This is a genomic window from Synechococcus sp. CCY9201 (assembly GCF_034931105.1).
GTDB lineage: Bacteria > Cyanobacteriota > Cyanobacteriia > PCC-6307 > Cyanobiaceae > CBW1002.
The window spans coordinates 1-19,395 of record NZ_JAYGIC010000036.1 but is presented as its reverse complement, the minus strand read 5'-3'; the positions used below and the strand labels follow the sequence as shown (position 1 = coordinate 19,395).

General features: G+C 66.8%; 27 protein-coding genes and 1 tRNA gene. 15 read left to right on the top strand and 13 right to left on the bottom strand.

The window, feature by feature from the left end; all coding sequences use genetic code 11:
• From VB716_RS04290 to VB716_RS04270, 5 genes are all read left to right on the top strand, one after another.
• On the top strand, positions 1–633 hold a 633-nt coding region (locus tag VB716_RS04290; RefSeq protein WP_416238081.1), incomplete at its 5' end, for an alpha/beta hydrolase family protein.
• Between the two features lie 299 nt (positions 634–932).
• Complete coding sequence (locus tag VB716_RS04285) at positions 933–1,250, top strand: HPF/RaiA family ribosome-associated protein (RefSeq protein ID WP_323269820.1); 318 nt, start codon at positions 933–935, stop codon at positions 1,248–1,250.
• A 169-nt stretch (positions 1,251–1,419) separates the two neighbouring features.
• On the top strand, positions 1,420–1,908 hold the full coding sequence (locus VB716_RS04280) for a hypothetical protein (protein WP_323269818.1): 489 nt from the start codon (positions 1,420–1,422) through the stop codon (positions 1,906–1,908).
• A 26-nt stretch (positions 1,909–1,934) separates the two neighbouring features.
• Positions 1,935–2,120 carry a hypothetical protein gene (locus VB716_RS04275; RefSeq protein WP_323269817.1) on the top strand — a complete coding sequence of 62 codons (186 nt, stop codon included), beginning with the start codon at positions 1,935–1,937 and terminating at the stop codon, positions 2,118–2,120.
• A gap of 22 nt (positions 2,121–2,142) precedes the next feature.
• Entirely contained in the window at positions 2,143–2,313 is a 171-nt protein-coding gene (locus VB716_RS04270) for a hypothetical protein (RefSeq protein ID WP_323269816.1), read from the top strand.
• 54 nt (positions 2,314–2,367) lie between these two features.
• Here VB716_RS04270 and VB716_RS04265 read toward each other — a convergent pair whose 3' ends face one another.
• Together VB716_RS04265 and VB716_RS04260 are read right to left on the bottom strand one after the other, a co-directional pair.
• Positions 2,368–2,790, bottom strand: a complete 423-nt coding sequence (locus VB716_RS04265) for a hypothetical protein (RefSeq protein ID WP_323269814.1) — start codon at positions 2,788–2,790, stop codon at positions 2,368–2,370.
• Positions 2,791–2,957: 167 nt separating this feature from the next.
• Positions 2,958–4,118 (bottom strand): hypothetical protein, encoded by a 1,161-nt coding sequence (locus VB716_RS04260; protein WP_323269812.1) that lies wholly within the window; start codon positions 4,116–4,118, stop codon positions 2,958–2,960.
• A 178-nt stretch (positions 4,119–4,296) separates the two neighbouring features.
• Here VB716_RS04260 and VB716_RS04255 point away from each other — a divergent pair, with 178 nt between their 5' ends.
• Positions 4,297–5,496, top strand: a complete 1,200-nt coding sequence (locus VB716_RS04255) for an ABC transporter substrate-binding protein (protein ID WP_197170069.1) — start codon at positions 4,297–4,299, stop codon at positions 5,494–5,496.
• Between the two features lie 16 nt (positions 5,497–5,512).
• On the opposite strand, the gene VB716_RS04250 is transcribed toward VB716_RS04255, so the two are convergent.
• The gene (locus tag VB716_RS04250; RefSeq protein ID WP_197170068.1) at positions 5,513–6,268 is read right to left on the bottom strand and encodes a DUF1350 family protein; all 756 of its coding nucleotides are present in this window, start codon (positions 6,266–6,268) and stop codon (positions 5,513–5,515) included.
• A gap of 39 nt (positions 6,269–6,307) precedes the next feature.
• The gene (locus tag VB716_RS04245) at positions 6,308–6,772 is read right to left on the bottom strand and encodes a peroxiredoxin (RefSeq protein WP_323269810.1); all 465 of its coding nucleotides are present in this window, start codon (positions 6,770–6,772) and stop codon (positions 6,308–6,310) included.
• Between the two features lie 491 nt (positions 6,773–7,263).
• On the opposite strand from VB716_RS04245, the gene VB716_RS04240 reads away from it, so the two are divergent.
• From VB716_RS04240 to VB716_RS04230, 3 genes are all read left to right on the top strand, one after another.
• Positions 7,264–8,031, top strand: coding sequence for a 3'-5' exonuclease (locus VB716_RS04240; protein ID WP_416238080.1), 768 nt, complete (start codon positions 7,264–7,266; stop codon positions 8,029–8,031).
• Between the two features lie 125 nt (positions 8,032–8,156).
• On the top strand, positions 8,157–8,414 hold the full coding sequence (locus VB716_RS04235) for a hypothetical protein (protein WP_197155116.1): 258 nt from the start codon (positions 8,157–8,159) through the stop codon (positions 8,412–8,414).
• A 10-nt stretch (positions 8,415–8,424) separates the two neighbouring features.
• Complete coding sequence (locus tag VB716_RS04230) at positions 8,425–9,186, top strand: type 1 glutamine amidotransferase (RefSeq protein WP_322757078.1); 762 nt, start codon at positions 8,425–8,427, stop codon at positions 9,184–9,186.
• 455 nt (positions 9,187–9,641) lie between these two features.
• Here VB716_RS04230 and VB716_RS04225 read toward each other — a convergent pair.
• From VB716_RS04225 to VB716_RS04185, 9 genes are all read right to left on the bottom strand, one after another.
• Positions 9,642–9,715 (bottom strand) — tRNA-Pro (locus tag VB716_RS04225).
• A 14-nt stretch (positions 9,716–9,729) separates the two neighbouring features.
• Complete coding sequence (locus VB716_RS04220; RefSeq protein ID WP_197155113.1) at positions 9,730–10,089, bottom strand: hypothetical protein; 360 nt, start codon at positions 10,087–10,089, stop codon at positions 9,730–9,732.
• A complete protein-coding gene (locus tag VB716_RS04215) occupies positions 10,086–10,274 on the bottom strand; it encodes a hypothetical protein (protein WP_197155111.1) in 189 nt (62 codons plus the stop codon). The genes VB716_RS04220 and VB716_RS04215 overlap by 4 nt, the downstream gene beginning before the upstream one ends.
• Positions 10,271–10,576 carry a hypothetical protein gene (locus VB716_RS04210; protein WP_197159239.1) on the bottom strand — a complete coding sequence of 102 codons (306 nt, stop codon included), beginning with the start codon at positions 10,574–10,576 and terminating at the stop codon, positions 10,271–10,273. Before VB716_RS04210 ends, VB716_RS04215 begins: the two co-directional genes overlap by 4 nt.
• Positions 10,577–10,694: 118 nt before the next feature.
• Entirely contained in the window at positions 10,695–11,567 is an 873-nt protein-coding gene (locus VB716_RS04205; RefSeq protein WP_322757079.1) for a lysophospholipid acyltransferase family protein, read from the bottom strand.
• Positions 11,568–11,657: 90 nt separating this feature from the next.
• Positions 11,658–12,551, bottom strand: coding sequence for an alpha/beta hydrolase (locus VB716_RS04200; RefSeq protein ID WP_322757080.1), 894 nt, complete (start codon positions 12,549–12,551; stop codon positions 11,658–11,660).
• A gap of 32 nt (positions 12,552–12,583) precedes the next feature.
• Positions 12,584–13,243 carry a peptide-methionine (S)-S-oxide reductase MsrA gene (gene msrA / locus VB716_RS04195; protein WP_231598302.1) on the bottom strand — a complete coding sequence of 220 codons (660 nt, stop codon included), beginning with the start codon at positions 13,241–13,243 and terminating at the stop codon, positions 12,584–12,586.
• Between the two features lie 96 nt (positions 13,244–13,339).
• On the bottom strand, positions 13,340–13,603 hold the full coding sequence (locus tag VB716_RS04190) for a hypothetical protein (RefSeq protein WP_323269807.1): 264 nt from the start codon (positions 13,601–13,603) through the stop codon (positions 13,340–13,342).
• A gap of 110 nt (positions 13,604–13,713) precedes the next feature.
• The gene (locus tag VB716_RS04185; RefSeq protein ID WP_323246356.1) at positions 13,714–15,468 is read right to left on the bottom strand and encodes an ABC transporter ATP-binding protein; all 1,755 of its coding nucleotides are present in this window, start codon (positions 15,466–15,468) and stop codon (positions 13,714–13,716) included.
• A gap of 103 nt (positions 15,469–15,571) precedes the next feature.
• Here VB716_RS04185 and VB716_RS04180 point away from each other — a divergent pair, with 103 nt between their 5' ends.
• From VB716_RS04180 to VB716_RS04155, 6 genes are all read left to right on the top strand, one after another.
• Positions 15,572–15,907, top strand: a complete 336-nt coding sequence (locus tag VB716_RS04180) for a DUF3288 family protein (RefSeq protein WP_197155101.1) — start codon at positions 15,572–15,574, stop codon at positions 15,905–15,907.
• A 40-nt stretch (positions 15,908–15,947) separates the two neighbouring features.
• Positions 15,948–16,982 (top strand): anthranilate phosphoribosyltransferase, encoded by a 1,035-nt coding sequence (gene trpD / locus VB716_RS04175; RefSeq protein WP_323269805.1) that lies wholly within the window; start codon positions 15,948–15,950, stop codon positions 16,980–16,982.
• A gap of 80 nt (positions 16,983–17,062) precedes the next feature.
• Positions 17,063–18,232, top strand: coding sequence for a glutamine-hydrolyzing carbamoyl-phosphate synthase small subunit (gene carA, locus VB716_RS04170; protein WP_323269804.1), 1,170 nt, complete (start codon positions 17,063–17,065; stop codon positions 18,230–18,232).
• 88 nt (positions 18,233–18,320) lie between these two features.
• Entirely contained in the window at positions 18,321–18,707 is a 387-nt protein-coding gene (locus VB716_RS04165) for an STAS domain-containing protein (RefSeq protein ID WP_197155082.1), read from the top strand.
• Between the two features lie 76 nt (positions 18,708–18,783).
• Entirely contained in the window at positions 18,784–19,140 is a 357-nt protein-coding gene (locus VB716_RS04160; protein WP_197155080.1) for a ribonuclease III domain-containing protein, read from the top strand.
• 25 nt (positions 19,141–19,165) lie between these two features.
• Positions 19,166–19,395, top strand: a 230-nt coding sequence (locus VB716_RS04155) for a hypothetical protein (RefSeq protein ID WP_323269803.1), incomplete at its 3' end; no start/stop codon positions are given.

The following is a 19,395-nucleotide window of genomic DNA, read 5'->3' as shown; positions in this document are numbered from 1 at the left end:
GGCAGCCGGGCTCTGCCGGCCCCCGGGCGCACGGACCAGGTGGTGGCCATGGGTCAGTCGTGGGGGGCGACCACGGTGTTGCAGCTGGCCGGGGCCCGGCCCAGCGCCACCCAGCTGGGTCGCTCCTGCCAGAACCTGAGGGATCCGGCCCGCAACCTCAGCTGGGTGCTCCAGTGCAGCTTCCTGACCAGCGCGAACCGGGCCGGCGGGGCTGACCCCCGGGTCACGGCCGTCGTGGCGGTGAGCCCGCCCATGCGCCTGCTCTTTGATGTGGGAGCCGCCAAGGCGATGAATGGGAGGGTCCTGCTCGTGAGCGGCAGCAAGGACTGGGTGGTACCGGCAGGGCCCGAGGCGATCACACCGATGGCCCAGGAAGCCCGCAACAGTGGCGGTGGCCATCGCCTCGTGCTGGCCCAGGGGGGAGATCATTTCAACCTTCGCTCGATCGAAGCCGACGGTGGCGGCCCCCTGCGTGGCCTGCTTCTGGCCTGGACCGAGGGCGCCTTCGCGGCGGGGAAGGCCGCAGCACCAGGGCCCAGCGCACCACCCCTGCTGCCCGCCGATGGCTGGGGTGATACCACCTATGCCCTGGTGGATGTGACCCCCCAGCTGCCGGCGCTGCCGACGCCCTGATGGAACCCTGCTCCGCCTGATCACGTGAACCGTGTCACCTCAGCCTTGGCTGCCTGGCTGGATCAGCGAAGGGAACGGCTCAATCGCCCCTGCATATGTAGGAATCAGAGGGAAGACATTGCTCCCCAGAACGAATGGGAGGGAGACGGGGAGAGAGGGAGAGGAAGGTAGAGAACGAGGGGGCAGAGGGAGCAATGATCAGCCTCTGATATCGGGATGTGAAGCCATGATGGGCATACCATCCAAGTCTTGCTAGTGAGTAGGCAGACAAACAACATTCATCCACACTGGAGAGAACCGTGCAGATTCAAGTCAATACAGACAAGAACATCTCTGGGCATGAAGCTTTGGCACAAAGTGTCGAAACAACCTTGAATCACACTTTGGCACGCTTCACCGATCATATCACCAGGCTGGAAGTTCACCTGAGCGACGAGAACAGTACCTCAAAGTCTGGCCCCGTTGACAAGCGATGCCTGCTGGAGGCACGGCTCGCGGGACGACAACCAACATCTGTCAGCGATCAATCCACGACCATTGATCAAGCGGTATCTGGCGCTGCCCATAAGATGGTGAGGTTACTGGAAAGTGAACTAGGCAAGCTTGACAATCACTAGCCTTTGATCAGTCAGCACTCAGTCTTATCTCTTGTAACATACCAGCGAATAGCGCCAAAAGTGTCTGCCGACCAGAGTCTCTGGTACCCAGTCAGGCCTGCCTTCCAGATCGGCCTGGACAATGGAAAGAGCTACGATCTACCACTGATCGAGCACAATGGGCGCCTGGATGAAACGTCCGTTGACTCTGACGATAGTTGTATTTATCATCGCTGGATGGGCTGTTGTCTTTGACTTGCTTCGCAACGGCTTCTCACTCGCCTCTGCCTGCGACTTCGGGTTCGGCAGACGACATCAAGACTTGCAGATCCAGTTTCTCCGCACCATGTTCAAGGAGCCCCTTCCCGAGAAGATCAAGATTGATGCCTTTGCCTGCGGTGGCTTTCAGGATTTCACGGTGACGTCAAGATTTCGCCTTCAAACGCAGGATGGCGCCAAGCTGCTTGAGGCGCTAACGCGAACATACTCCTCGCCTCAGAACAGCGAGTTTGTCAAAGATGCTGAGAAACGACAATCAGTCGTGAAGTTTCCAGATGGCAAGCTGACCAGCTTTTATCTTCCTGGCGTCAAGGTTGTCTACAGCAGAGAAATCAAGGTCAGGTTTCCTGCCAACAGCACCAGCGAAGCTACGATTGATTTTGTTGGCACCCAGTGGTGAGAATCCAGCACCTCCATGCCGATCCCATGACGCCTCCATCCACGCAGCACGTGCTCATCATCCACGAGGTTGCCGACTATCCCGCCTGGATCTCACTTGACAATGCAAGGCGCTTTTTCGACTCGCCAAAGCTGGAAAGAATCAGGGTGGAGGCTGGCGTCAAGTCTCCGGAATTCATTGACCTGAAACAACTGGAAGCGGGCATTCTATGAAGGCAGGCTGCCCGGATTCGCCATGAACCGATTGGATCACATCTGTTTGCTGGCAGAGCACAACAGCTGGATAGACACCAAGGTCTTTAAGGCTGAAAAAGCGCTGAAAACCGCAGAGCTCAATCCCAACAGAGGAGCCTTCCTGGGCTCCATTCATCAAATTCCCGCGAAGCCTTCCCAGCGCATGGTCTGATGGCTTCGACAGCATCGTTGGCACCGATAGCTCCAATGAATCCGCTGGCTCCGATCAGTGTGTGAAATCCTTGTGCCGCACGGCCGCAATGAAAGTCTGCAAGCTGGCTGGATCCTTGAAGCCATCGGATCCCTTGACGCCGCTGTTCACATCCACACCGAAGGGCTGAACCTGCTCGATCGCCCGGCCCACGTTCGAGGCATCGAGGCCGCCGGCCAGAATGAGCGACACGGGCAGGCTGCCCCGGATGGGGATCACGTTGGGGCTCTCGCCGGGGCGGATGCGGGTCCAGTCGACCGTGGTGCCCTTGGCTGAATCTCCCAGGGCCTGCAGAGCCAGAATCTGGTGGGCCTGGCGGGCAATCAGATCCGCCGATCCGCGCGAGCCGATCTCCTCATCGGGGTTGAACAGCACCGTGATCGTGGCGAAATCGCGGACGTTCCGTTCGGCCGTCAGCTCCAGGGCCTGCAGGATCATCACAGTCGTAGTGGACCATCAGCAGGATCCGGCGGCTGCCGGCACCTCGGATCCTGCCCACCACGATGTCGCCCACGGAGGGCTTGGCCGGCAGACGCTCCTGCTCCGCCTGCGTTCAACCCTGGAGGAGGAGGTTGCCTGGACCATCACCATCCACTTGGGAGTTGTCATCCGCCTGGCGGCAGGTTCACCCAACAGAGCCAGATGCTCAGGCCACTGATCAACACCATGGCCAGGGGCCAGATGTCATCAAGGCGATGCAGCCGCTGCTGCAGGATCTCCTTGCCGTCCCCATCGGGCATGGCTTCCATGTCGCTGTAGCGGCGGCCGATCCAGATCACCAGCACAAACGCCATCAGGGTGACCACGTAGGCCACCACGTACACCTGATCGAGGAAGGTAAGGAATGGCAGCTGGGGCAACTCCGCGCGGTAGGTCTGCTGCAGAAACACGAGGGTCAGCAGCACCGTGACCGGGATACTGGCGCGGGCATCCTGTTCATCGGGCCGCACCTTGAACACCAGCAGCACCATCACCATCAGCACCGCCAGGGGCAACAGCAGGCGCCAGAAGGCTGCCCAGGCGGAGATGCCGAAGGAGATATCGAACACCACCTGGCTGTAATCGTTCTCGGCACCACCCAGGCCGAAGTTGGTGGCGTAGTGGTGCCGGTACTCCGCGATCGACCAGCCGCGGTTGAGCCAGCCGATGATGCCGGCGTAGAGCCCCATGCCACTGTTCTGGAGATCCGGTTCGAGCCGGAGGCTGGTGTAGTCGAGGCCGCCATCGACGTCGTCGACCTCCAGCACCAGGGGCAGACTCACGGTCATGAAGGGAAAGTGGCGGAAACTGGCCTTGTCGATGTAGAAGCGCCCGATGTAGTTGAACAACTGGTAAAAGCTGCCATCAGCGAGGCGTACCGGACGATCGACCAGGGGCCGCAAGACCGGATCAGCATCGGACAGCAGGCCGTTGAGCAGGGTGAAGCGGCGGTCGATGCTGGTGTTCTGCGCTTCGAGATAGCGCTGCAGCGGCTCGTCCCAGCGCAGCCACACGTAGCCACTGGACGAATAGCTGGGGATGTTCAGTTCGAGGTCGTAGGTGCTGTTGACATACACCCCCACCTGCACATGGTTCGCGGCCCGTTCCAGAGCCACCTGGTCTTCGCGGGCCTCCGTCGCGTTCAGCCGCTCCCCTCGCAGGGAGGTCCATCCACCGCCGGCCAGCAGGGCCGGATCGGTGCTGAGGGCCCGGGAGGCCGAGGACAGCCGCAGCGAGTCTCGGCTGCGCACCTGGGCGACATCGATCCGCATCAGCCCCAGAATCAACAGGGCGACGGCAAGAACAACGGACCCAATGGCCAGACCATTCCAGCGCTTCCGCCGTCGACCGGGCGCCCTGCCTTCGGAACCTCTCGGTTCTGGACCTGGCGGTTCCGGGAGACCGGACTCAGGCAAGGGCTCATCGGAGTGCATTGGCGCCTTGCCACCACGCCTGACCCTAGGGATGACCGGCAGCACTGCCGGCAAGGCGGCCCTGGCCCTGGTCGTCCTTCCCCTGGCTGCCCTACTGCCGAGCGTGCTGCGCCTGCCCTCGATGGCGACGGCAGCGACAGCAAGGATCTCCGGTGCTCCTGGATCCGCCGCAAGCGCTCCGGAGCTCGTACTGGGACAGTCAGCACCCTTCAGCGGCCCCTCTGCCCAGCTGGGCCAGGAGTATCGGCTCGGCGCCCAGGCCTGGTTCGCGGAGGTCAACCGCCGCGGTGGGATCCATGGACGCCGGATCCGCCTGGTGAGCCACGACGACCGCTATGAACCGGAACTGACCCGCCGCAACACCGACAGGCTGATCCAGCAGGACAGGGTCCTGGCCCTGTTCGGCTACGTCGGCACCCCCACCGTGAAGGCCGTGTTGCCGACGGTGGAGCGCGAACACATCCCCCTGGTCGCCCCCCTGACCGGAGCGATGCTGCTCAGGGAGCCGCGGCGGCCGCTGGTGTTCAACCTGCGGGCCAGCTACCAGGCGGAACTCGACCAGATCGTCGCTGCCCTGGTGCGCGCCGGCCGCCACCGGATCGCCGTGCTGCACCAGAACGATGCCTTCGGCGACGACGGGCTGGCCGCCACGCGACGGGCCCTGCAGCGCCATGGACTCCAGCCGGTGGCCACGGCCGGCGTGGAGCGCAACTCCAGCGCCACCAAGGCTGCGGCCCGCACCCTGCAGGCGGCCAACCCCAGCGGGGTGGTGATCATCAGCTCCTACCCCGGTGCGGCGGCCATCAGCCGCGACCTGCTGACCCTGGGCAGCAAGGCGCAGCTGATGACGGTCTCCTTCGTGGGCAGCCGGGCCCTGCAGCAGGCCCTGCCCGATGGCCAGTCGACCGGGATCGGCATCAGCCAGGTGGTGCCCTTCCCCTGGAACCGCCGGATCCCGGTGGTGGCGGAGTACCAGCGGCTGATGCAGCGGCAGGCCACCGAGCCCCAGTACGGCTTCACGAGCCTGGAAGGGTTCCTCGCCGCCCGCCTGATCAGCGAAGGGCTGCAGCGGGCCGGGCCCAACCCCAGTCGCAAGGGGCTGACCCAGGCCCTGGAGTCGATGGGGCGCGTCGATCTGGGCGGCTTTCCCCTGGAACTGAGCCCCAGCGACCGGCAAGCCAGCGACTTCGTGGAGCTGACCTACCTGGGCTCCCAGACGTGGGAGCCCTGATCTGTGGCGCTCCTGGCTAAGGCACCCCAGACCAGGCCGTGATCTGATCCACCAGCCGTTCCATCCCACGTTGCCGGGCTGGATCGTCGGCCCAGGCGCCCAGCAGCTGCTTGCGCAGGCCGCCGCTGGCGGGGGTGAGGTGGTCACCGGGCAGCTCCAGCAGCTCGGAGCAATCACCGGACCGCGCCTGCAGCACCCCCAGCAAGCGGTTGCTCTGATCAATGCCGTCGCGGTTGAACCGCACCAGCAGGTTGCGGGGCTGGCGGTAGGTGGCCCCAACCTGGAGCAGGGTTTCCTCCGGCGAGGGACTGAACTCACTGCGGAACTTGAATTGTTGTCCCAGTTCCGCCAGCAGCGGCACCGAACGCTCCGCCGAGAAGTTGTTGAAGCTCAGGGCCACCAACCCGTCACAGCGGCGACCGCCATCCGGAGCCAGCAGATGCAGCTTGCAGCCGAGACTGTGGCCCAGCCGCAGCAGCGGACCGGAGGCGGGTCCCGGCGTTGGGAAGCCACTCGTGGTGGCGTCGTCGCCGAGCCGGAACCGTCGGAACAACCGCCAGGCGGCACTGGCCTGGGCCTGGTGATCGAAGCCTGGCACGTAGCTCCAGGCATGCACCCGCCAGTGGCGAGCCGCCAGGGCCTCAAGGAAACGCCGGTAGCTGAGCTGGGGGGTGGCAGCCAGATAGCTGCCACCGATGAACTCGATCAGGCCCCGCGGCGCGCCGGCCGGCTCCAGCTGCCAGAGCTCCCCCTGCTGCCTCCATCGCGCCATACCCGCTGCTCCTGTTGATCGACCGACGCCCCCCTGGCCTCAGGTTGGCTGAAGCTGCTGCAGGGCCTGGATCGCCTCACGCCGGTGCGCGGGGCCATCGAGAAGGTTGTTGAACACATGCCGCACCGTGCCCTGCCCATCGATCACATAGGTGACGCGCCCCGGAAGCAGGCCCAGCACCCCTGGCACCCCGAAGGCCTTGCGCAGGCCGTTGCCCCGATCCACCAACAGCGGATAGGGGAGCTGGTGACGGCTGGCGAAGCGCTGATGGCTGGCGGTGTCATCGCCGCTCACGCCCCATACCTCAGCGCCGAGGGCCTGCAGGTCGGTGTAGCTGTCACGGAAGGCGCAGGCTTCCATCGTGCAGCCCGGGGTGTCGTCTTTGGGATAGAAGAACAGCACCAGGGCCTTGCCGCCCAGCTGATCGCTGCGCCGCGCAACGCCGTTCTGATCAGGCAGGGCCACCAGGGGGGCCCGATCACCGGGGGCAAGGGGGCGTGCCAAGAGCTTATGGAGAGAACCCAAACCCTAAGCAGGCTGACTGACAGAACGCTGCGGATCCACTGGGACGGAGGGTGCTTGCTGCGCAGAGCCCCTGCGGCTGAGAGCATGGGGCGGCAAGCAGGGCGGTGATGGCGTCGCACTCCAGTCAGTCGCACTCCAATCAGTGGCACCAGGACGACCTGCTCAGCCTGCTGGGCGGATCTGTGGAGACGGGCGCTCCTGCGCCCAGGGATCCAGAACCTGCGCCGGAGCCGACCCTCCATACAGCAGACCCTGCTCTGAAGACAACCACCGCCTCCCAGGACTCAGAGGGCGAGCAACCGGAACCATCGCGGCAAACGGAGCCGCAGAACCCGGCATCCACGCCAGCGCCCATGCCGGTTGAGATCCCCAGAGCCGTGTCCATCTCCCATTCCGAGTCCCAGACCCCAACCACCACGTCTTCGCAATCGGCTTCGCAATCGGGTTTGCAGCCTGCTGCGCGGTCAGCGGTGCCGCAGCGCCTCCTGATCCTGGACACCGAAACCACGGCCCTCTCCCCTGCCGATGGCAGCTGCATCGAGGTGGGGGCGGTGCTGTTCCATGTCCCCAGCCGCGCCGTGCTCAGCCAGGTGTCGTTCCTGCTGCCCTGCAACGCCAATCCGGCAGAGCATGTGAACGGCATCGCCGCCGACTGGACACGACTGGAGCAGCCCTGGCAGGCCGGGCTGCAGTGCTTCCTGGCGATGGCCGCCGCCGCCGATGCGGTGCTGGCCCACAACGCCGCCTTCGATCGCCAGTGGTTCGGCCACGGGGAGCTGCCGGCCCTGGAGCGGCCCTGGATCTGTTCGATGGAGGAGATCCGCTGGCCCGCCGAGAAGCACCTGCGCTCCAACCCCTCCGTGCGGGACCTGGCCCTGGCCTACGGGGTCCCCGTCTGGGCCGCCCATCGCGCCCTCACCGACTGCATCTACCTGGCCCAGGTGTTCGAGCGTTGCAGCGATCTGGACACGCTGCTGGCCGCGGCCCAGGAACCGCGCCATCTCTACCGCGCCAACCTCAGCTATGCGGAACGCCACCGCGCCAAGGAGGCGGGTTTTCGCTGGAACGACCCCGTGCCAGGAGCCTGGAGCCGCCGGCTGAGCGAGTCTGAGGTGCAGGCCCTGGGCTTTCCCGTCCAGCAGGTGGAACTCGATCGAGAGGAGCGACCAGCAGCAGGCTCTGGAGCCATCACCGGCAGCAGCCAGCCCACCCGGCGGACACTGCCTCGCTCGGCCTGACCGGATCAATCCGACCGAAACAAACGGATCTGAGTCGCCGTCCAACTCCGAACTCCTGCGACTGAGTTGAAGACAAAACAGCCAGGACTCAACAGGCTGGAGAAGCCACGTGCCGGGCTGCAGTGATGACCAGCGGAAGTGAGCCCGGCCCCCACTGGTCTCTGGTCGATGTGCCGCAGCAGCGCATCCGCCGTTGGAAGAACGTGCGCACCTGGGCGCGGCTGATCCGGGAGGCCGAAGCGCTCTGGCGGGTGGACGTCCGGGCCCTGCATCGCCTGGCGGCCCTGGAACTGGGCCAGTTGCTGCAGGAGGTGCCGCCACGCCTGCGGCGACGCGTCAATCGCTGGCTGCGCAGGATGGGCGTGGTGACACGGCTGGAATGAGCCCAGGGCGATGACCGAACTTCTCGTGATTCAGCACCTCGATCGGGAAGGGCCTGGCCGCTTCGCAGGCGCAGCCCGCGCCAGGGGCTGGCAGGTGAGCGTCTGCCGGCCGGATCGGGGTGAGGCTCTGCCGGCAGCGACCCCCAACGGCACCCCCACCGACCAGGTGCTGCTGGTACTGGGCGGACCGATGGGCGTGGCCGATCTCGGCAACGATGCCTTTCCCTGGCTCGAGGCGGAGCTGGAGCTGATCCGCCAGCGGGTGGAGGCGCAGCAGCCAGTCCTGGGGATCTGTCTGGGTGCCCAGTTGCTGGCCCGGGCGATGGGGGGCGATGCGGTGCCCCTGGAGGTGGGAGAGCCGCCCCGGCCATTGCGGGAAGTGGGATGGGGCGCAGTGACCTGGACGACGACGGCGGAGCAGGAAGCTGTGCTGCAGGGGCTGGCCGCCAGTGAACTGGTGCTGCACTGGCACGGCGATCGGATTGTGTTGCCACCGGGCGCCACCCTGTTGGCCTCAAGCCTTCACTGCGTCGAGCAGATGTTCCGAATCGGCCGGCACGCCTGGGGCCTGCAGTTTCATCTGGAGGTCACACCGGAGCTGCTGGAGCCGTGGCTGCTGCAGGATCGGGCCTACGTGATCGAAGCCCTCGGGGCTGATGGCGTCGAGCGCATCCGCCGCGACGGACGGCACTGGCAGGCCAGCACCGAGGCCAGCGCGACGCTGCTGATCGAGAACCTGCTCAGTGCCCTGGAGGCGTGCCTGCGTCGATGAGCCTCGGGCCATCCATCGAGGGCACGCTTGTCAACCGGAACAAGCCACTGAACAGAAGCACTGGGAAGAACAGGTCAAGGAGGAGAAGCAAGACGACGAGAAGGAATCCGCTTGCCGCCGAGAGATCATGAAAATGGAGGATTCAGAGTTCAGATCCAAACCCAGAGTTCTGATCGTGACTGCCGAGACAGGGTGAGATTTTCAAAGCAAGCGTTCTGTATTCAGAGCCAGTGCCAGTGTTCTGAGCCCAGAGCTCAGTGCTCAGAGCTCAGAGCTCAGTGCTCGAAGAATGTGCTGAACAACCCTGCCGGCGACTCCTTCGTCACCAAGTACTGAGTGGTGCGCTTTGAGTTCTAAGTCAAAAACAGCAGGCATAAAAAACCGCCCTGTTCAGGACGGTTATGAGATAAAGAAGCGGCTGGATGGAAACCGCTGCGTTGTTGCCGTTGATTCAATCGGAGCGGCGGGATTTGAACCCACGACCCCCACTACCCCAAAGTGGTGCGCTACCAAGCTGCGCTACGCCCCGGCGAATGAAAATTATCACAGCGTCTGCCGGGCTCGCCCCTGGATCTGGCGGCGCTTCAGGCGACGCAGCAGCCGGGCCGTGAGCTTGTCGCGGCTCAGACCGGCGTAGCCGCACACCCGCAGCTGACGGGCCAGCAGGCGCAGCTGGGCCAGGGTCATGGTGGCGAGTCGCAACTCAGGCAACCGCTCCCACGCCTGGCTGGTGACCGGCAGATCAGCACCGCCGCGACCCTCGCGGAATCCGACCAGGGCACTCCCGGCCATCCACTCGGGAATCAGAACGAACAGCACAGCCAGCAGGCCGTAGAGCTCCACCAGCCCGCGGGGCAGGGGATGCAGCTGGCGGCGGCTTCCAGGGGGCCTGGAAGGGGTCACAACAGACCCCGCTCCGTTGAGCCAGCCATCGGTCGGTCGATGGTGGCGGATGGGGCGGAATCGCGCCACTGCATCGGGGGTTCTCCACCGGGGTTGAGGCGCACGGTCCAGAACACCAGGGCGAAACAGAGACCCACCGTGGCCAGGATGCCCACGATCACGATCCGATCGGGAAGTGGCGTCATACCTGTTCGGTGCGGATGCACTGCAACCGGATTGGCAGCTTCTCCAGGGTGAGCTCATCGCCGCGCAGGATGACCAGCATGCCGTCGTTGCGGTAGCGGATCCCCGGTTCGGCGGAATCCTCGCGGAACAGAGTGGAACGGAAGCGGCCGGCGATCAGGGAGGCCTGGGCGTCGTTACGTTCCAGCACCAGCTGAGCCTTGTCGGCGCAGAGAAACTTCTCCTTGATGCCGTAGTCCTCCCACCAGGGGGAGGACATGGCGATCAGGGGTCCAAAAAGCAGGCCGAACAGGGGGACAGTCATCCTCCGCAGGGTGGTGGCGGGCTGATGATCAGCGTTCATAACGCACCCACGGCTCTCAGGCAGCGGCCCGTGCGAAAAGCACCATAGCCAGGCTCCGCAGGGAATCCTTCGCGGCGGATCATGGTTTGAACCATGCGCCCCGCCTTCCGCCCGTCACCTCAGCACGCAACTGGTCGAGTTCGGTCTGCATGCACCCCACCACCCGGTCGTAGCAGGCCTGCACGTAAGCGCGGTCGCGGCTGGCGGCATGGCCGCTGCGGGGCAGATGGATTGGCTGGCAGACCCGCGTATGGATCACCGTGGGCAGGGGGAGATTGGGCAGAGGCCCCACCGCCAGGCCCCAGGGAAGTCCCAGGTAGAGCGGCATCACTTCCGGATCGAGGCCCATCAGCCAGGGCATGCCGTGGTCATGCAGACGCCGGGCGGCGGGGTAGCAGTCCTCGATCACGTACAGGCTGTCATGACTGCCCCAGGAGATCAGGGGCACAAGCGGCAGGCCATGCCAGATCGCCAGCCGCAGAAAACCGGTGCGGCCGCCGAAGTGGATGCGACCCCGCAGCCGATGGGGCCGGAAGGCATCCTGGCCACCTCCGGGATAGACCAACAGACTGTCGCCCTGGCGCAGGACTGCCAGGGCCTGGCGCGGATAGAAGGGAATCGCCCCGACCCGGGCAGCCAGATCCGCCGCGAAGGGATAGGCCTGCCACACCTTGGCGTGGGCCAGTCCATAGACCCGCCGCTCCAGGCCGTAACGGCGAAACCAGTCGTAGAGAAACATCGGCAGGTCCGGTGTCGCCAGACCACCGTTGTGGGAGCCCACGAACATCAGCTGGCCCGAGGCCGGCACATGCTCCCAACCGCTGGTCTGCACCCGGAAGTAAGACCGGTAGAACCAGCCCCACAGCGGCATCAGCCGCCGGATCAGATCGGGATCCCGCTGCCTCCCCGGATGGGGATCAGGATCGGGCGAGCGGTTCAGGGGCTTGGCCAATACCGAGGCTCAATGTATGGCCGTTTCCAGCTGCAGCGTGATGGAATCCAAGCCAGGCGGGCTCCAGCGAGAACGGCTCAGGCCGAGACCTCAGGCCTGCTGGGCCATCCAGGTATGCACCGCCTCCACCGCCTGGTCCGGCGTCTCCCAGGGGAGCACGTTGCGACCGCCCAGCAGACGGGCGGAGGCCCTGGGCAGCCGACCCGCATAATCGGCTGCCTTGATCTGGGGGGTATCGCGTTTGCCGCGGCGGCTGATGCCGCTGGCCTGGTCGCCGAACAGGGCCAGCACCGGCACCTCCAGCTGGCGGAGGCGGTCGCTGTAATCGCGGCGCCAGAACCCGGCCAGAAACGAAAACACGGCATGGCGACTGGCCAGATCGCGCGACCCCTCCCGCAGCATCGACAGCCACTCCGCGTCGACATCCGAGGAGCGGGCGAACAGTTCCTTTTCCGAAAAGGAGCGCAGGAACCGCTCGGTGCGGGCGTAGCGGTAAAAGAGGCCGCCCAGGGGGGTGTGGAAGAAGCCACGCCAGAGAGCGTTGGCCAGCCGCTCATCAGCCGGCCCCGTCATCACCTTCCAGGAGGGCGGGCCGAACAGCACCATGCCGCGAATCGCCTGCGGCCGCAGGGCCTGCAAGTCCAGGGCCACCGGCAGGGAGGCGCCCTGCACCAGCAGCCACACCGGCCGGCGCACCCGTTGATCCAGCAGCACGGCAATCTGGTCCGCCCAGTGCTCGGGGCGGAGGATCCGGTCCGGCATGGCGGAACGACCGCAGCCGATCAGATCCGGATGAATCAGGGGTTGGGGCAGGCGGCGAACGTTCCATTCATGGCTGAACCGCTGCCAGAAGGCACCGGACAGCCCTACACCGATCGGGTGAAGCGAAAGGATCGGATCGGCGCTTCCGGCCTCCAGATCGCCCTCCACCCGGCAGAAACAGGCCTGGCCCTCCCAGTCGTAGGCAAAGGTGGAGCGGGGCACAGGGCGAAAAGAGCGACCTTACGAGGACTGGATTACGAGGCCTGGATCGGTGTGTTGTCGCTGCGCAGCACGCAGTGGGCGATGCTCCAGTCGTACTGCTTCCAGACCGCATCCCCGAGCCGGTAGGCGGCAGCGGGGAAGGCACCGAGGCGCACACCCGTGGGCTGGGCGGAGCAGTAGGGCCGGCTGCCGGGCTTGGCCAGATACTGCTGGTGGTAGGCCTCGGCGTAGAAGAAGGGCCGATCCGCGGCGATCTCGGTGGTGATCGTGCCCAGACCAGCCGCCTGCAATTGCTCCTGATAGGCGGCGCCACTGGCCCGCGCCAGGCTCAGCAATGCCGGATCGTTGGCATAGATGGCGGAGCGGTACTGGCTGCCGCGATCGTTGCCCTGGCGATTGCCCTGGGTGGGGTCGTGGCACTCCCAGAACAGCTTGAACACATCGCTGGCGTCCACCACCGCCGTATCCCAGACCACCCGCACCACCTCGGCGTGGCCGGTGCGGCCGGAGCAGACCTGGTCGTAGCTGGGATGGGGCGGGTCACCGCCGGCATAGCCCACCGCCGTGGTGACGACGCCGGGCAGGCGCCAGAACCCCTTCTCGGCGCCCCAGAAGCAACCGCAACCGAACAGGGCCTCGGCCTGCCCCTCCACCAGCGGAGCCGCCAGGGGCGTTTTCAACACGGCATGCAGAACGTCGCCTGCAGGGGTGAGATCACGGGTCGACGAACCGGACGGGGAGGTGGCAAAGAGCCCGAACACAGAGATTGGCAACGAGTGGACATGAGCCTAGGAAGCCTCACCACCACTCGCGCTGGGCTCCAGGGCGATGTGATTCAGCAAGGTGGTCGTGAAGGCGAATAACAGGAACGGCAACGACAGCACCAGGATCACGCCCACTCCCACCAGGGCGAAGATCGGCTTGCTGGCTCCCATCAGCGCCATGCCAGCCGCCAGGCTGGCGAAGATCACCAGCATCCAGATCAGGATCTGGCCGTAGATGTCACCGAAGGTGAGCGTGCAGCGCAGGTTGTAGCCCTTGGAGGGATCCATGGGGTCGGGGTCCCGGCAGAGAAGATGGGTGCTCTCACATAAGCGGGCCGCAGCGGTGTTGTCCGCAGCCCTCAACATCACTTCAGGCAGTCGATCCCAACAGGGAGGGTTCAGGCCTCGACCACCTGCAGCCGCTCCTCGGCCTGTTGCCGCTCCCACAGGCGCCGGTAGGTGCCGCTCTGATGGATCAGATCGCGGTGGTGACCCTGTTGCACCAGGCGGCCATCCTCCAGCACCAGCACGCGGTCGCAGGCGGCGGCGGCCGAGAGCTGGTGGCTCACCATCAGGATCGTGCGGCCCTGCTGCTGACGCACCGAGGCAAGGATTTCAGACGCCGTGGTGTTGTCCACGCTGGCCAGGGCATCGTCGAGCACCAGCAGGGGTGCCTCCACCAGCAGGGCCCGGCCGAGGGCGGCACGCTGGCGCTGGCCGCCGCTGAGGGTGATGCCCCGCTCGCCCACCAGGGTGGCGTAGCCATCGGGGAAACCCTTCACATCAGCCTCGAGGCGGGCCTGCCGGGCCGCCAGCTCGACCCGCTCCTGCGGCGCCTCCGGAACTCCGTAGCGCAGGTTGTCCGCCAGGGTTGCCGTGAACAGATAGCCCTCCTGGGGCACCACCGCCACCCGCTCGCGCAGATCCGGCAGCGACAGGTCGGTCACGTCGACCCCATCGAGGAACAGCTGACCGGGCTCCACGGTCACCATCCGCCCCAGGGCCCGCACCAGGGTGGTCTTGCCGCAGCCCACCGGCCCCACCACAGCCACCAGCTCACCGGGCTCCAGCCGGAAGCACACATCCACCAGGGCCGGTCGGGGAGCGTCGGGGTAGCGCACACAGAGGCCTCGGGCCTCCAGCGCCCCCCGGGGCGGCTGGGTCGCGGGCACCGGCTGTATGGGCGACACGATCTGCGGCTGACGCTGCAGCAGCTCTTCGACCCGCTCCAGGCTCACCTGCCCGGTCTGGAAGGTGTTGAGCGTGAAGCCGAGCAGGGCGGTGGGGAACACCAGCCGCTCCACAAAGAGGATCAGGGCCACCAGATCGCCGATCGTGAGCCGGCCGCTCTCCAGCTGGCCGCTGCCCAGGGCCAGCAGCAGCAGCAGGCTGATCGAGGAAATGCCCTCCAGCAGGGGGAACAGGGTGCTGCGGGTCCGGGCCAGCCCCAGGGCGGCATCGCGATAGACGCGGTTGCGGGCCGCGAAGGCCCCCTGCTCGGTGCGCTCCTGGCCGTAGATCTTGATGGCGCTGATGCCGGAGAGGTCTTCCTGGATCAGGTCGCTGAGGCCCGCCAGGCTTTCCTGCTGGCGACGCTGCTGACGCATCATGCGGCCGCCGAACAGGCGCACCACCATCAGCATGAGCGGATACAACCCCACCGCCGCCAGGCTGAGCCAGGGGTCGATCATCAGCATCGCCGGCAGGGTCAGGGCATAGGCGAGGGCGGTGTTGGTGAGGCTGAGCACGGCAAAGCCCAGCAGCCGGCGCACGTTCTCGACATCGCTGGTGGCGCGGCTGATCAGCTCACCGCTGCCGGTGGCCTGCACCCAGCCCGGCTCCTGGCGCAGCAGGTGGCTGAAGATGCGCTCCTTCAGGGTCGCCTCCACCTGGCGACCCACGCCGAACACCAGCATCCGTGACCACAGCCGCGCAGCCCCCATCACGGTGGCCAGCGCCAGGATCAGCGCCGCCTGGCGCAGCACATCCTGCATGGAGAAGCCATCCTGCAGATCGTCGATCACCCCCCGCACCTGCAGGGGAATCGACACGCTCAGCAGGTTCACCACCACCAGCACCGCCGCCCCGAGCAGCACCGTTCGTCGGTGCGGGCGCAGGTAGCGAAGGATGAGGGCGAGCCGTGGGGCGCTCATGGCAGGGCCGTGCGGCGAAGCGAAGGTCCAACTTACGGAGGGTGCTCCACCGCCGCGTCGGCACCATGCCCCAGGCTGGAACGCTGCCCTGCCCGCGCAGCCCATGGCCTCCGATCCGTCGGCCCCCCACCAGAACGAGCAGAGCCATCCGCTCCACGCCAGCGACCGCGACACGGTCGATCGCCTGCTCGCCGCCGCCACGCCCACCGAGGCGGATCTGGTCGATGCGGCCCGCCTGTTGATGCGCTACCAGGGCTTCCCCGGCGCCCGCGACGTGCAGGACGATCTGGAGAAAGTGCTGCGCCTCTGGGGACTGGAGCGGCAGGCCTTGCATCAGCGCACCCGCGCCATCTGGGCGGCGGGCTTCCGACCTGGAGCCGCCGCCGCCGCCAACGAACCGGTGGGGTCGGGCTTCGACACAGCCGATCAGGAGCCCTGACGGCCCCGATCCCTAGCCTGCCGGCAGCTGCAGTGCTTCGATGGCCCATCCCCTGTCGCCGCCGGCGCTGCTGGAGCAGTTGCTGGCGGGGCGCGACCTCAGCGGCGAGCAGGCCACCGCCCTGATGCGGGCCTGGCTGGAGGAGCAGCTGGAGCCGGTGCAGACCGGGGCCCTGCTGGCCAGCCTGCGGGCCAAGGGCGTCAGCGGCGAGGAACTGGCCGCCCTGGCAGAGGTGCTGCGCCAGGCCTGTCCGCTGCCCGGGCCCCGGCCGCCCCTGTTCCTGGTGGATACCTGCGGCACCGGTGGGGACGGAGCCGACAGTTTCAACATCTCCACCGCCGTGGCCTTCGTGGCGGCGGCTGCCGGCGCCCATGTGGCCAAGCACGGCAACCGCAGTGCCAGCGGACGGGTGGGCTCGGCCGACGTGCTCGAAGCCCTCGGCCTGCGGCTGCAGGCTCCCCAGCCCCAGGTGGTGGCGGCCCTGGAAGAGACGGGGCTCACCTTCCTGTTCGCGCCGGGCTGGCATCCGGCCCTGGTGGGGCTGGCCCCGCTGCGCCGCAGCCTGGGGGTGCGCACCGTGTTCAACCTGCTCGGACCGCTGGTGAACCCGCTGCGACCCGATGCCCAGGTGCTCGGCGTAGCCCGTGACGATCTGCTGGATCCGATGGCCGAGGCCCTGCAGCGCCTCGACCTGGAGCGGGCCGTGGTGGTTCATGGGCACGGCGGCCTCGATGAAGCCTCCCTCTCGGGCCCCAATGCGCTGCGGTTGCTGGAGAACGGCACGATTCGCCAGGAGACGCTCGACCCCACCGACCTTGGCCTCACCCCGGCACCTCTGGCGGCCCTGGCCGGCGGGGATGTCACCACCAATGCGGCGATCCTCGAAGCCGTGCTTCAGGGCCGCGGCACCACCGCCCAGCGCGATGTGGTGGCCCTCAACGCCGCCCTGGTGCTGTGGGCCGCCGGCCGGGCAGCCTCGATCCCGACGGGCCTGGAACAGGCTCTGGGCGTGCTGACCGGCGACGGGGCCTGGCAGCGTCTGCTGGCCCTGCGGCAGCAGCTGGCGGCGGCCTGAGGCGGAGCAGCGAGGCGAAGCAGCAAGGGGGTGACGGCAGCGAACACTGCCGGCCCGGGTCTTCAGGGATGATCGGGGCGATGTCGCACCTGAGCGCCGTGCCAGAGCCCACCTCCGCCGCCCTGCTGGTGCTCGCCGATGGCACCCTGCTGCGCGGCACGGCTTTCGGGGCCATCGGCACCGCCCTCGGTGAGGTGGTGTTCAACACCGGCATGAGCGGGTACCAGGAAGTGATGACCGACCCGAGTTACACGGGCCAACTGGTCACCTTCACCTACCCGGAGCTGGGCAACACCGGGGTCAACGCCGCCGATCAGGAGGCGGAGGCGCCCCACGTGCGTGGCGTGATCGCCCGCCAGCTGTCGCCGGTGGCCAGCAGCTGGCGGTCCGAGGGTGATCTCGATGGCTGGCTGCAGCAGCATGGGGTCGTGGGCATCCGCGGCATCGACACCCGTGCCCTGGTGCGCCATCTGCGCGAGGGCGGCGCCATCAACGGGGCGATCAGCAGCGACGGCACCACCCCCCAGGCCCTGCTGGAGCAGGTGCGTGAGGCCCCGGTGATGACAGGCCTGAACCTCGCCGAACAGGTGAGCACCCGCCAGCCCTACGACTGGGATCGACCCTGCGCTGCCGGCTTCGATACGCGCCTGCAGTCGGGGCCTGAGCAGCCCTACCAGGTGGTGGCGATCGATTTCGGCATCAAGCGGGCCATCCTCGATCGGCTCGTGGCCCACGGCTGCTCGGTCACGGTCCTGCCGTCCGATGCCAGCCTTGAGCAGGTGCTGGCACTGCAGCCGGAGGGGGTGTTCCTCTCCAACGGCCCCGGTGATCCGTCGGCGGTGAGCAGTGGCATCCATCTGGCCAAGGGCCTGCTGAAGCAGCCCGATCTGCCGGTGTTCGGCATCTGCCTCGGTCACCAGATCCTCGGTCTGGCCCTGGGCGGCACCACCTTCAAGCTCGGCTACGGCCACCGCGGCCTCAACCATCCCTGCGGCTCACCGGGTTCGGTGGAGATCACCAGCCAGAACCATGGCTTCGCGATCGACGCCACCTCCCTGCCCGAAGAGCAGGTGACGGTGACCCATCTCAATCTCAACGACGGCACGGTGGCGGCCCTGGCCCTACGGCACCAACCGGTGTTCGGCGTGCAGTACCACCCGGAAGCCAGCCCCGGCCCCCACGACGCCGATCACCACTTCGGCCGCTTCGCGGCGCTGATGGCGGACCGGCGTCTGGACAAGACGCCCTGAAAAGGCTGAGCCCAGCCTGCCTCATCTGCAGTCTGTGTCACCTTCAGGACGTTTGCGGCGATATCCCTACACTGCGCGCATTCGTCCTGTGACGGGAGCTGGAGCGATCAACGACCTGCAACGACTCACGGTGTCCCTGCGCGGCGGTTGCGAGCGCCGCAGCGATTGTCTGCTGTTTCATTTCACCGGTCAGCTCGACGCCTACTCGGACAAGCAGTTCAACGAATTCGTCGTTGCCCAGCGCACCGGCGAGGCCCTGCCTGTGGTGATCGACCTCAGCCGGATCGATTTCATCGATTCCTCCGGCCTCGGCGCCCTGGTGCAGCTCGCCAAGCAGTGCACCACCGATGGCACCGGCTTCGTGGTGGTGGGCAACGCCCGCGTGGTGCAGACCGTGAAGCTGGTGCGGCTCGAAGCCTTCCTCCACCTGCAGCCCGACCTGCCCACGGCCCTGGCCAGCCTTGCCACCGCCTGAGACGGCAGCCAGTGCCAGCTCGGCAGGAGCTTCCTCCACTGCCTGGCTCGCGGCCATTCCTGCCGTGCCACCCGGCATGGCTCTCGGCCCCCTGCAGCTGGCCTGGCTCGGTGATGCCGTCTGGGAGCTGCACCAGCGACGGCGCCACTGCGACCGGGCCGAGCGCTCCGTCACCCTGCATCGGGCCGTGGTGGGAGCTGTGAAGGCGGAGGCCCAGGCCCGTGCCCTGCTGCGGCTTGAGCCGCTGCTGGACGAGCAGGAGCGCGACCTGGTGCGACGGGGTCGGAATCGGGCCGGTCGCGGACCGCGGCGGGGTGATTCAGCCACCTACGGCCAGGCGACGGGATTTGAGACAATGGTTGGCTGGCTCTTTTTGCAGAATCCGCAGCGGCTCGCCAAGCTGCTCGATCACCTGGAGGAGACCGACCCATAACCCCGTTCCATCCGCCGACATCACCATGAGCCCACGGTTCGATCGCCAACCGGACAAATCCATCGGCCGGGGAGGACGGGACGGAGCACGGGACAACGGACGGGATGGCGGACGCGAGAGTGGACGGGACGGAGCCCGGGATGGCGGGCGCGACGGTGAGCGACATCCCCGCTTCGGCCGACCGCGCCCGGGAGGCGCCGCCGGTCGAGGCAGCTGGGGCGGACGCACAGAGGCTCGGGGCGAGGGGTCAGCGGC

Coding starts and splice junctions, on each gene's coding strand:
- VB716_RS04265 (WP_323269814.1), bottom strand. CDS start 2,790: ATGATCCTGCAGGCCCTGGAGCTGACGGCCGAACGGAACGTCCGCGAT.
- VB716_RS04190 (WP_323269807.1), bottom strand. CDS start 13,603: ATGGATCCCTCCAAGGGCTACAACCTGCGCTGCACGCTCACCTTCGGT.
- VB716_RS04250 (WP_197170068.1), bottom strand. CDS start 6,268: ATGGCGCGATGGAGGCAGCAGGGGGAGCTCTGGCAGCTGGAGCCGGCC.
- carA (WP_323269804.1), top strand. CDS start 17,063: ATGTCGCACCTGAGCGCCGTGCCAGAGCCCACCTCCGCCGCCCTGCTG.
- VB716_RS04255 (WP_197170069.1), top strand. CDS start 4,297: ATGACCGGCAGCACTGCCGGCAAGGCGGCCCTGGCCCTGGTCGTCCTT.
- VB716_RS04215 (WP_197155111.1), bottom strand. CDS start 10,274: ATGACGCCACTTCCCGATCGGATCGTGATCGTGGGCATCCTGGCCACG.
- VB716_RS04275 (WP_323269817.1), top strand. CDS start 1,935: ATGACGCCTCCATCCACGCAGCACGTGCTCATCATCCACGAGGTTGCC.
- VB716_RS04185 (WP_323246356.1), bottom strand. CDS start 15,468: ATGAGCGCCCCACGGCTCGCCCTCATCCTTCGCTACCTGCGCCCGCAC.
- VB716_RS04270 (WP_323269816.1), top strand. CDS start 2,143: ATGAACCGATTGGATCACATCTGTTTGCTGGCAGAGCACAACAGCTGG.
- VB716_RS04230 (WP_322757078.1), top strand. CDS start 8,425: ATGACCGAACTTCTCGTGATTCAGCACCTCGATCGGGAAGGGCCTGGC.
- VB716_RS04180 (WP_197155101.1), top strand. CDS start 15,572: ATGGCCTCCGATCCGTCGGCCCCCCACCAGAACGAGCAGAGCCATCCG.
- VB716_RS04280 (WP_323269818.1), top strand. CDS start 1,420: ATGAAACGTCCGTTGACTCTGACGATAGTTGTATTTATCATCGCTGGA.
- VB716_RS04210 (WP_197159239.1), bottom strand. CDS start 10,576: ATGACTGTCCCCCTGTTCGGCCTGCTTTTTGGACCCCTGATCGCCATG.
- trpD (WP_323269805.1), top strand. CDS start 15,948: ATGGCCCATCCCCTGTCGCCGCCGGCGCTGCTGGAGCAGTTGCTGGCG.
- VB716_RS04160 (WP_197155080.1), top strand. CDS start 18,784: ATGGCTCTCGGCCCCCTGCAGCTGGCCTGGCTCGGTGATGCCGTCTGG.
- VB716_RS04235 (WP_197155116.1), top strand. CDS start 8,157: ATGACCAGCGGAAGTGAGCCCGGCCCCCACTGGTCTCTGGTCGATGTG.